Annotated in this window: 9 protein-coding genes and 1 pseudogene; 8 read left to right on the top strand and 2 right to left on the bottom strand. The window is 35.9% G+C overall.

Annotation, left to right across the window (positions count from 1 at the left end; all coding sequences use genetic code 11):
- The 3 genes and pseudogenes from F6K22_RS15495 to F6K22_RS15505 all read left to right on the top strand — a co-directional run.
- Positions 1-1,709 (top strand): annotated as a pseudogene (locus F6K22_RS15495) (hypothetical protein); the annotation flags it as partial.
- A gap of 48 nt (positions 1,710-1,757) precedes the next feature.
- On the top strand, positions 1,758-3,983 hold the full coding sequence (locus F6K22_RS15500; protein WP_293099278.1) for a serine/threonine phosphatase: 2,226 nt from the start codon (positions 1,758-1,760) through the stop codon (positions 3,981-3,983).
- 273 nt (positions 3,984-4,256) lie between these two features.
- Entirely contained in the window at positions 4,257-5,480 is a 1,224-nt protein-coding gene (locus F6K22_RS15505; RefSeq protein ID WP_293099281.1) for a protein kinase domain-containing protein, read from the top strand.
- 487 nt (positions 5,481-5,967) lie between these two features.
- Here the strand turns inward: F6K22_RS15505 and F6K22_RS15510 are convergent, their stop codons facing one another.
- Complete coding sequence (locus F6K22_RS15510) at positions 5,968-6,186, bottom strand: DUF4327 family protein (protein WP_293099284.1); 219 nt, start codon at positions 6,184-6,186, stop codon at positions 5,968-5,970.
- A gap of 815 nt (positions 6,187-7,001) precedes the next feature.
- Positions 7,002-8,081 carry an HlyD family secretion protein gene (locus F6K22_RS15515; protein ID WP_293099286.1) on the bottom strand — a complete coding sequence of 360 codons (1,080 nt, stop codon included), beginning with the start codon at positions 8,079-8,081 and terminating at the stop codon, positions 7,002-7,004.
- Positions 8,082-8,707: 626 nt separating this feature from the next.
- On the opposite strand from F6K22_RS15515, the gene F6K22_RS15520 reads away from it, so the two are divergent.
- From F6K22_RS15520 to F6K22_RS15540, 5 genes are all read left to right on the top strand, one after another.
- On the top strand, positions 8,708-8,923 hold the full coding sequence (locus F6K22_RS15520; RefSeq protein WP_293099289.1) for a hypothetical protein: 216 nt from the start codon (positions 8,708-8,710) through the stop codon (positions 8,921-8,923).
- Between the two features lie 1,239 nt (positions 8,924-10,162).
- On the top strand, positions 10,163-10,351 hold the full coding sequence (locus F6K22_RS15525) for a hypothetical protein (protein WP_293099292.1): 189 nt from the start codon (positions 10,163-10,165) through the stop codon (positions 10,349-10,351).
- Positions 10,352-10,569: 218 nt separating this feature from the next.
- Entirely contained in the window at positions 10,570-10,785 is a 216-nt protein-coding gene (locus F6K22_RS15530) for a hypothetical protein (RefSeq protein ID WP_293099294.1), read from the top strand.
- Positions 10,786-11,174: 389 nt separating this feature from the next.
- A complete protein-coding gene (locus F6K22_RS15535; protein WP_293099297.1) occupies positions 11,175-11,420 on the top strand; it encodes a hypothetical protein in 246 nt (81 codons plus the stop codon).
- A gap of 36 nt (positions 11,421-11,456) precedes the next feature.
- Positions 11,457-11,633 (top strand): hypothetical protein, encoded by a 177-nt coding sequence (locus F6K22_RS15540; protein WP_293099299.1) that lies wholly within the window; start codon positions 11,457-11,459, stop codon positions 11,631-11,633.
- The last annotated feature ends 209 nt before the right edge of the window (positions 11,634-11,842 follow it).

Below are 11,842 nucleotides of genomic sequence, written 5' to 3' on the forward strand. Positions count from 1 at the left end.
TTATTGCTGTACAACCCAATTTCCAAGATACTCAAGTCATAGTATCGAATCCTGTAGATTGGATATTGGACTGGCGTGGAGGAATTCAAAATTCAAAATTCAAAATTCAAAAGTATTTCTCTACGGATGAATCTAATTTATCCTTTCCAGCAAATGAAAATTCAAAAATCTTAACTCCAAACTATAGTGCTAGTGAAAAGTATCAGGTCTTACCTCCAGGAAATGAAAATTCAAAAATTCTAACTCCAAACTATAGTGCTAGTGAAAAGTATCAGGTCTTACCTCCAGGAAATGAAAATTCAAAAATTCTAACTCCAAACTATAGTGCTAGTGAAAAGTCTGACCTATTCCTTCCCGAAAATGAAAATTCAAAAATTCTAACTCCAAACTATAGTGCTACTGATAAGTCTCAGGTCTTACCTCCAGGAAATGAAAATTCAAAAATTCTAACTCCAAACTATAGTGCTAGTGAAAAGTCTCAGGTCTTACCTGTGGGAAATGAAAATTCAAATGAAAAGTCTGAGGTCTTGCCTCCAGGAAATGAAAATTCAAAAATCTTAACTCCAAAGTATAGTGCTACTGATAAGTCTCAGGTCTTACCTGTGGGAAATGAAAATTCAAATGAAAAGTCTGAGGTATTACCTCCAGGAAATGAAAATTCAAAAATCTTAACTCCAAACTATAGTGCTACTGATAAGTCTCAGGTCTTACCTGTGGGAAATGAAAATTCAAATGAAAAGTCTGAGGTATTACCTCCAGGAAATGAAAATTCAAAAATCTTAACTCCAAACTATAGTGCTACTGATAAGTCTCAGGTCTTACCTGTGGGAAATGAAAATTCAAATGAAAAGTCTGAGGTATTACCTCCAGGAAATGAAAATTTAAAAATCCTAACTTCAAACTATAGTGCTACTCAAAAGTCTGACCTATCCCTTCCCGGAAATGAAAATTTCAAATCCTCAACTAAAAACTATAGTGCTAGTGATGAGTCTCAGGTCTTACCTGTGGGAAATGAAAATTCAAAAATCCTAACTCCAAACTATATTGCTAGTGAAAAGTCTCCAGTCTTACCTGTGGGAAATGAAAATTCAAATGAAAAGTCTGACCTATCCCTTCCCAGAAATGAAAATTCAAAAATCCTAACTTCAAACTATAGTGCTACTCAAAAGTATCCGATCTTGCCTGGGGAAAATGAAAAAGACTTAATTATTCTTACAGAATGTCCCACAAGCTGGAATGACTTACGAATCTGGTTCCGACGAGCAATAAATCAACAGAAGAAACTAGCGATCGCCTACTCCCAACCTCCTATTGTCCCTCCCCTAGAAATCTGGCAAAAACTCCTGGGAATTGCCAAATATCTCAGCCGTACAAGCCAACCTGTCACTCGTTATCAATTGCTAAAAAAGTTAAATATTGGCGATCCTACTCTTAAATTAGGTTTCAAATCATTACAACATTTTGGATTTAATGTCAAGTATAAAGACAGAAGTTTTTACATAATCCAGAATCAAACCAAAAATCAAAAAGCCTCCTGGGTCGAAAATTCTTTAACAGAAACTTCATCCCAAACAGTCCAAAAGTTCCTAGCAGCAGTATCAGAAGAACAATTTAGGCAAAAATACTTTTGTGAAGTGCCTCTAAAAACAATAGAAGCGATCGCCTCCCAAACAATTTTAGAAGATACCAATACTTCTATTCCCTTCTAGTTGCTCTACAATAATTGAAGAAGTTGTGACACAGAATCGCTCCTAATTATGCTCATTTGTCCCCAATGTGAGTTTGAAAATCCGAACAATCATAAATATTGTCAAAAATGTGGTATATCCTTAACTGACAAGAGTTGTCATCAATGTGGATTACAAGTCTCCTTGAGCGCTCTACAATGTCACAACTGTGGAGCCTATACAGGTCAGGTATGGAAGGCCATCATTTACTATCAAACAGAAATTACTACTCCAAGTATACCAGAGATTAATGTTAAGAAACTGAGCCAAGAAGAATTCATTGCAGGAGGAAACCCCTTGGCCAAAGATTCGGCAGAGTCAGCAGCAGATATAATTACTGAAGAATCTGAAGAGATTTTAGAATCTTCTCAGAACTTGGAGGAGAAAATTGAAATAGAAGATACTCCAGAACCTGACAATCTTACTAAATCAGTTTTAAATATAGAAGTAGAAGAAACTCAACCAAAAGCAATAGAATGCTCAGATGATTTAGAATTAGCAACTGTAGATATACTTAGCCCAATGTCTGAAGCAGTAAACACAGAGAATCCATTATCCTTAAACGATACAGAAATTCTCTCCACTGCATCAGAAGAAAAATACTTAGACCCTCAACAACGCTACCAAGTATTGGAAACTATACCAGCAAGCAATCAAGGTCAAACAGTAGTTGTGCAAGTATTAGACCGTTACCCACTAGAAGAAACCCCAATTCAAGCTTGGTTGAAAAATAACTGCGATCAGCAAATAACTCCCGAAAGGATGGAAGCTTTAATTATCCCCATAATTGCCCAACCGTATATAGCATTACAGACCCAAATCCCTAAACATTTGCCAACTATTCACGATAGTTGGCGATCGTACTCGGAGGAAAGTTCGCGATTCCTTCGGAATGCTGCGCAAACGCCAGAAGAAGAAATACTACTTTTGGCTGATTATAGTAGTTGGCCACGATTAGTTGACCTCTGGGGAAACCCAGAACTCCCCCAACTACAAATTTTATCGTGGTTGCAACAAATGACTGAATTGTGGATAGCTCTAACACCTTGGGATTGTTGTCAAAGTATACTCGAAGATGAAAACCTCTTGGTAAATCAAGCAGATAATAACTCTATCAAGTTGCAACGCTTGTACTCAAAACCCGGTGAAGCGAAAACTCTAGGAAATTTAATGCTATTCTGGCAATGGTTGTTTGAGAAATCCCAACGTACACAATTTGGTTGGATAACAGCTTTATTTCAAGATTGGCAGAATGGTGAGATACAAACTATTGAACAATTGCGATCGTATCTAATGAATACTCAAGATAACTTACAACCTCAAGCACCTGCTAAATCTGCACCTACACTTTTGCAAACGGATGATTCTGCCTCGGAAATAGTAGATAATATTGAGACTCAAGATACTGAACTTTTACCAATACAATTGGTAAGTTTGGAAAGTTCCGGTAAAAGTGATGTAGGCAGTCAACGCGAGCATAATGAAGATACTTTTGGAATTCAAACTCAGATAGAAAGTCAAGAAACCTCTACAGAAAGAATTATTCAGGCTAAAGGAATTTATGTACTTTGTGATGGTATGGGAGGACACGCTAGTGGAGAAATAGCTAGTCAGTTAGGAGTAGACACTATAAAACAATACTTTAAAGCAGAAAGTAGTTGGTCAATAGGTTTGCCTTCAGAGGAAACAATTCGTGAAGCAATTTTACAGGCAAATGAGGTAATTTACAATATTAACCAACAAGAAGTTCGTTCTGGTAGTAGTCGGATGGGTACTACTTTAGTTATGGCTATGATTTACGATACAAAAGTAGCTGTAGCTCATGTAGGGGATAGTCGTTTGTATCGTTTTTCTCATAAGGGAGGTTTAGAGCAGATTACTCTAGACCATGAAGTAGGTCAAAGAGAAATTAATCGCGGAGTTGAACCAGAAATAGCTTATGGTCGCCCTGATGCTTATCAATTGACTCAAGCTTTAGGACCACGAGATGAAAATTTTGTTAGACCTGATATACAGTTTTTTAATCTTAATGAGGATAGTCTATTAATTTTAGCGTCTGATGGTTTAACAGATAATCAGCTTCTGGAAAACAATTGGCAAACTCACCTGGAACCACTTTTAGACAAACAAGCTAATTTGGAGTTGGGTGTAAGTAAGTTAATTGATTTGGCAAATCAATATAATGGTCACGATAATATTACAGCAATTGTTATTCGTGCTTTAGTAAAGCCACAAGAAAGAATGGATAATGGATAATGAATAATGAATAATGAATAATGAATAATGAATAATAAAAACTATCTCTAATTATTGCTTTGCTTAATTTATCTGGCGCGCATTGACATATAAAGGTATTAGCCTTTTTTACCTTGAAAAAAGTACCTGGTTTTCAGCCCTTCATGCTCAAAAAGTTAGGCTAAATGGGTTGACGCTAGGCAGAAAAATTACTCTTGCTATTATGCACGACCACCTTCTCTATAACTCTCCGTTCGTCCTGACTATTAACTACTCCCTACTCCCTCTAAAATTGTGATTAGGTTAACCCTCCTAGACCCTCAAAAAAATACTCCTTTAAAAAATTGGGACTTTCAGAGCGAATCAATAATTAAGGTTGGTCGCTCTCCTGATAATAGTATTGTTTTATCTGATAGTTTAGTTTCCCGATATCATCTGGAGTTACATAAAATATCAAAGTCTCAATCTGGAAATCTTTGGCGTTTGGTTAGTCAAGGCACAAATGGAACTTTTGTTAATGGAGTTTTGATGTCTCAGGGAATTGTTTCTGATGGTTCCCTGATACAGTTAGCCAGAGGTGGCCCTATTTTCAAGTTTCAAGTTCAGCCTCCATCTGCTGCAAACATTTCCCAGCAATGTTGTCCTCGTGCTGGTGATAACCCACCAGGAAATTTATTCTGTATCTATTGTGGTCAACCAATTCAGGTTGAACGCAGTATTAAGCATTATCAAGTTTTACGGATATTGGGTCAAGGTGGCATGGGTACTACCTACTTGGCTTGGGATCGGGAGCGACATAATTCCCAAGGTAAGGGGGCTTCACCTGCTGCTGCTTTAGTGGTACTCAAGGAAATGAATGCTGATATGGCTCAAATTCGTAAGGCTCAAGAATTATTTGAGCGAGAAGCTAGAGCGCTAAAATCATTAAACCATCCAGGAATTCCTAAGTTTTTCGACTTTTTTGTCGAAGAAGACAAGAAATATTTGGCAATGGAAATGATTCATGGTCAGGATTTGGAGAAACGCATTGCTACTCAAGGACCGATTTTGCCACAACAGGCAATAGAGTGGATGATTCAGACTTGTGAAGTCCTAGAATACATTCACTCACAAGATCCTCCACTGATTCATCGGGATATTAAACCTGCTAATCTTCTAGTGCGCCGTCGCGATAATCAGATAGTGGTTTTGGATTTTGGGGCAGTTAAAGAAATTGGAACGCCTTTAGGTACGCGAATTGGCGCAGAAGGTTATAGCGCCCCCGAACAAGACCGCGGGCAACCTTTAACTCAATCTGATTTGTATGCGGTAGGTGCAACTCTGATTTTTTTGCTGACAGGTCAAAGTCCAATGCACTTTTATGATAATCGTGGTAATGGTTATCGGTTTTATATTGAAAGCGTTCCCACTATTACATCACAACTACGGGAGGTGATTGAAAAAGTTACACAACCATTGCCTAGCGATCGCTATCAAACTGCTCCAGAGTTAGCAGAAGCGTTGAATAGTTGTCTTTAAAAAGCAAACATAATCAGTTTTAATAAGCTGATACTAAATCTGGTTTAGATGTGTTATTTCTGAAAGGAGATAACAGAAAAAAATGATGAAAATCTTTTGTCAATCTGACTTGGTATCAGGGATATAAAGGTATATTTCAGTTCTTGACAAGGACTGCTTGTAGTAGTGCAATACTATCTCATTATCCGTATTGTGCAAGATTTAATCTACTCAAATCAGTTAAAACAATCATATTATAGGTTCACCATTCACACTAAAGGCAGTTCGCTACAAAGGAGGAAATATTAATGGTTTGTACACCGTTTAAATATCTTGGAATTAGGGTTTTACACTTGGGGGGACTTAAACAATTTTGAGGAACCAAGTTTTTTTTTGAACATGACCACAGTTGCCACAAGTTTTATAACCATAAGCTTCCTGATAACGGAAAAATATTAAGGCTTTGTTTTCATCAGCCTGGCTTGAGTCCGATCAAGAAGTTAGTAAACTAATCTTCTTCCCAAGCCTCGACAGCTAATAGTTCACTAATTGGATCTTGCATCGAAAAACCAAACTCTTGCAGTTCTTTTTTCCAATAGTGCCATTTATCCCCAAAAAGTAGGGCAATCTTCCAGATACTATCTGTTGGCTTGATTATATTAGATTTCAGAAGGGAATTCACCTGACGCTGGAGTTTATCCATCGGGTGTATAACCTGTTGGCTCATAATACCTCTTAATTTTTTGAAATTCTCCTGAACACTACCTCCCCATTCTCACTTTTACCGATTCGTGGATTTTTCGTGGCCTTGGGAAAGGTGCTTTATATGTTTATAATGTAGAATACTTACTTTTGGCAAGCCACTATAAGTAAAACTAAATTATTTAAAACTCATGGTAAGATTTATTTATGCTTTTTCTTGAGTTTTTATGTGTTTTCCTACTTGAAAAAAATTAATTAATGTGATATACAAAAACTGCATTCCTAGATAGGTAAACAATATTTTTTTTCGATTATTCGATTATACTGAAAATTATAACACAAATTTAGATATAGATCAAGATTTAGTTAGTCTGATGAGTAATTTTTGTATATTTAGTTATGCTGATTAGCCGTTCGGCATTTATACTACTTATAGATAGGACTTATGGAAAGAAACCCGGTTTCTAGGAGAAATCTGGTTTGAATAATCGACATCTAGGCACATAAACTGGTTTAGGGGTTCCCGTGCGTCAATCCTATATTTATCTAAGTCCTGAGAAAGGGTAGGGTTTCATTGGTGAGAGAGACTTGAATGCTAGTTTAAATCTGGCTAAGGCGGTCTAGGGGAGCCGTAGGACTGGCGACGTATCGACCGTAACAGCCTGTGGACTGGGTAAGGCCGACGTTGCCAGGTAGAAGCGGGAATAGAACAGATAATTGTAGATTTCGATTATTATCATAGGTTTCTAAGAACGGCGATTACTGGATTGTGGAAAGATTAGGATTAACAATATAGTTCTATTCTTAACCTGTCCACCTCAACCAAAAACAATACAAATACTAAAAGTCAGTTAATAGTCTAACTTTTCTGAGAGCAAAAGTTAATACAGTTTCCTGTGAAGAAATAATATCAGCTCGACCTTCCATTCCTGGTTGTATCGGATATTTACGTTCGCCTTTGACTAAGTAAGGTCGTTCAGGTTTTATAGTGACCTCATAATAAGCTTCTTGAAGGACTTCTGGGGCGATCGCATCTGGAGAAATTGAACTGACAGTTCCTTTGAGAATACCATAATCAGGGAAAGGATAAGCAGAAATCCGAAGTTGCACGGGTTGACCTACTTTCACCCTGGCAATATCTGCTGCTGTCACTCTACCTTTAAATACTAAAGGTGTATTACTAGGAACAATCTGAGCGATCGCTGCTCCTGATTCTACAGTTTGCCCAGGATTACGCAAAGATAACTTAAGTATAGTACCATTTGCAGGAGCGCTAATTATGCTATTATCAAGCTTAATATTTATCTGTTCTAGTTCTCTGTTGCCAGTAGTCAATTCTTTAATTAGTTCTGTTCGCTTGACTATCAGATCGCGTCTATCTTTGGCAAATTGTTGAGCAACTGTAGGCAAAGATTGGGATAGCTCTAAAATAGCTGATTCAATGGATGATGCATCTATTTTATTATTTGCTAGTGTAGTCGATCGGGATTGCTGAAAAGTTTGAGGTTTAGCAGTAGCTATAATTTGAACTTCTAGAGCAGAAAGTTGTTGATTGATCTGCTCTAATTCTATGTCACACTGTTTGATTTTTTCTTGTAGTTGATTTTTTTGACGATTCAGAGCAGATTCATCTATGCGTGCGATCGTATCTCCCATTTGAACTGCTTGATTTTCATTTACGTCTATACTATCAACTTTACCTTCTGTAAGTGCTTGAACAATTCTTACATCTCCTGTTGGTCTAGCAATAGCTTCAGTTCTCACAGTAGGATTATACTTGACTACACTCATTAGGGCAATAGCTGCACCAAATGTTCCCACTAAGAACATTCCCCCTATTTTATTCCAACGACTCATAGGAGGTAGAAATTCATCACTTTCTAGGGGTTGTACTTCTATAGAGTCAGAATTATTGAACATAATTTATTTTCACTTGCTAAAATAATTTTTTTGAGACTAAATTTGAGAAAGGCTATATCAAGTTCAGCTAATTACCTACGATATGCGATCGTAAATGCCGTTACTAGGGGTTTGCAGACCAAACCCCTATAAATGACTGGCAATGACAAATTTTTCATTGAACATGATATAACTACTCGAAGTAATTACCTTATTTATATTCTTCCCTGTTCAATCAAATATTGTCGGGGAAGTTCTCATCTCACTCTGAAATTTTAATCTTTCTATGGGTTATCTTACTTCTCGATTTTTTTAATTTCCTCTACTGGAAATTCTCTAGCTTAGGAGTTATTTTGTCAGGGATCCGGATAAGGTTAAAACTGGCAGAAATTAGGATTAAAGTTAAGTAGTTGTACAAAATAAGTTTCCTAGTTGAGAGAGGGAACAGGAGATAGGTAGTCAATAGGATGTGTAATTAATTTTGCATAAGAACTTAATGCTCAATATAAAATTATCATAGAAGTTGGCAAAAATCCGGATACTGCAGATTATTTTGGAAGTATAAACTAAAATTCCTTCAGAAGTTAAAGAAATCAGCAAAGATTACTGCTATTTTCAGAAAATTATTAACCATGAGGAAGTTCATCATGCAAGAATCTCAACAAAAGCAATTTTTTACAGAACTGAATTCAGAAGAATCTACCACAATAAATGGTGGTTACAATGAAAATTATCAACATCGCCGTAGTTTTTTAGGTTTTCAACTTTGTCCTCGCAGTTATTATGGTTATAACCGTTCTTCTCCTGACTATGAACGTTATAATTCTAATTATTATAAGGGGAATATAAGAGGCTATTACTAAGGTCATTTCAGTTATCAGTTAACAGTTATCAGTTAACAGTACATCCTACTGAGGTAGGAGGTTTGAAATACTGATACCAAATCGGCCTTAGTGAGACGGTATTTTTAAAGTTACAGCTTTTGCTACATAAGAGATTTGACGATGGAACAAGCCTGTTTTTATACCCGGATTTGGTATGATACCTGATTTTCTGGTCAATTTTTTCATATTTCAATCAGAGATAAATTATCAGCATTTAGCTGTTTAATATATTTATAAGTAGTGGACCGACACAGCTAAAACTGTGCATTAGGGAGATGGGGAGATGGGGAGATGGGGAGATTGGGAGCAAAATTGTTGTTGGGTTTCGTCCCTCAACCCAACCTACACTTATTGCACCATTTTAGATGTGTCAGTTTAGTAGGTTGTTCAACAATTAATAATTAATAATTACCTCTCGAAAGAAAACGGATAGGATTGACTAATCATGAAAATTTTTTCTTCTCAAGAGGAGATTGGATATGGCGAGGTCTCCTCGCCATCCCATCCTAACGGACTGCTCCGCAAACGACCGCTTTTTCCCCTTGAAAGGGTTGGCTTTTAACCAAGGTATTTAATTAATAATTATTAATTATTAATTATTCGGTAAGGGAAATAGATTGAAAAACTGAACATAGCTCCAAGTTAGATATATCAATCAATAAATTTTAGAGATTAAACTATTACTATATCAGCTTGTAATGCTATTTAAAGACAAGTTTGATCAAGATTTTATATTTGTAGCAAATCTTGATTATAACTACTTACTTATTGTATAAATTTATTGATATAATTTAGCAATAAAATCCAACATTTTCCTCGTTTCTTCTTTCTTTTTAATTCTTCCTTCACTCATTGATTATGACTCCTTTTTTAATCAGTTATATAGCAGTCATATTTTAATATTTTCAGAGTTTTTATAGCGTTTCTCAGCCTAATGAGGTACACATATCTTTATTTGTATTCTATTTCCTGTTAAGTGTTAAGTGTTAAGTGTTCCCTAAAACTAAGGAATTTTGTACCTCACTCTTCTTGGGAATTGCTATATGTATTTTATGATTTTTAACAAATCATTTAGGATTGCTATATTTAATTCAAAACTATTTAGATCGGTATCTATCCGGATGTTATTAACTACTAAAGAAGAATGAATTGTAATTCCTAGTAGTAAACAGGAATTATTAAACGTTACTAATGTAATTAATCTTGAGGAAAATATCGATGCAAGAAAAAGAAAATAACCAACTCTTTACTGACCTTTCTACTGAAGAGTCTGCTACTATCAATGGGGGTCATGGATATTATGGTCGTTACCGTCGTAGCCGTTATTACGGTTATGGCTATCGTCGTTATTATCGTCGGCCTGTACGTTACTACTCCCGTCGTCGCTACTATGGCGGCTGCTACTAATTAAAATTTTTTAAGAGTAGTTTTCTCCTGATTAATTGAAAAAAAAAGTAAATTTTTTAGTGCTTTTTATCAGCTCATAAATAGCATATAATCAGGAAAAAAATATCCGGATGCTGGAAGTAACTAACGAATAATAGATCGGAAATTACAAGATAGTTAAATAAAATTATAGAGATTTTAACTATCTTGTAAACCGAAATAAAGCAGAGGATAATCTTATGCAAGAAACTCAAAACAGCGAACTATTTTCTAATCTTTCTTCTGAAGAATCTGCCACTATTAATGGTGGTCATTATTACGATGATTGTTACGGTTATGGTTATGGTCGCCCTGTACGTTACTATCGTCGTCCTGTTAGCTACCACTATCGTAGCTACAGTTACCATTCTCGCCCTGTCAGTTATAGCTACAGAGGCTATAATGATTGCTACTAAAAATTAGCGATGTAACTCTGATTCAAGCTAATTTAAGTTCAACTAATTCAACTAAATTTAGCACCTACAAAATTATAGGTGCTGTTTGATAAAACTTGAAGTAGCTATTATATTTACCGAGGGAATACTCCGTCAACAGCAGTCAGTTATCAGCCCCAAAAATATAGTTACCGAATTCTTTAAAAGCTTGGGTTTTAATCTCTTTTAAAACTACTGAAAAACTGACTGCTAATTTACAAAGGCTTTTTAAACACCAGTTGAATAGAAATAAAAAAATATCCTGAAGCTCTAACTCACTTAAAGAATAATCTATTATAAATCACGAGATAGTTGTATAAATAAATATAAGTTTATACTAGCTTGTTGATTAAATTAACTCTGAGGAAAAAATGATGCAAGAAATTCAAAATAACGAACTATTTTCTGATATTTCTACTGAAGATTCTGCCAGTATTAATGGTGGTCATGGTTGTGGTTGTGATGGTTACGGTCGCGGTCGCTCTGTAAGTTATGGCTATGGTCGCCGTGGCTATTACTATGGTGGTTATGGATATGGGCGCCCTGTACGTTATGGCTACCGTCGTGGTGGTTATGGCTACGGTTATGGTGGCTATCGTCGTGGTGGCTGCTACTAAAAGTTCTGGCGTTGCATATTTGCGGGATGAATTGGTGTGGGGGGTGTGGTCTTTGTGGGGAGTGTCGGAAGTGTAGGAGACTTTGCATATTGGCATTGTGGAATTATAGTTTTAGATAGAGAAATAGGAAGTAAAAGATGGGATTTATCTTTTCTACAAAGATTCATCCCAAGGTTTCAGCAACGCCAAAGTTCTATCATGGTGGAATTATAACTTTATTGACATTGTATTAAATCAAGTACCTATAATTTTATGGGTGCTTTTTTCTGATTTTATTCATAGTAAATAGTAAGAGTTATTTGTCATATAGTAATTCTCATATTGGTGAGGTACAAAGTTTTAGGGGATAAGCAATGGATATAGAAACTTATACCAAATCTTTATGAACTTGTATATAACTAGAGATTCTCAAAATATTGCCT

It is taken from the genome of Okeania sp. SIO2F4 (genome assembly GCF_010672385.1).
Lineage (GTDB): Bacteria > Cyanobacteriota > Cyanobacteriia > Cyanobacteriales > Microcoleaceae > Trichodesmium.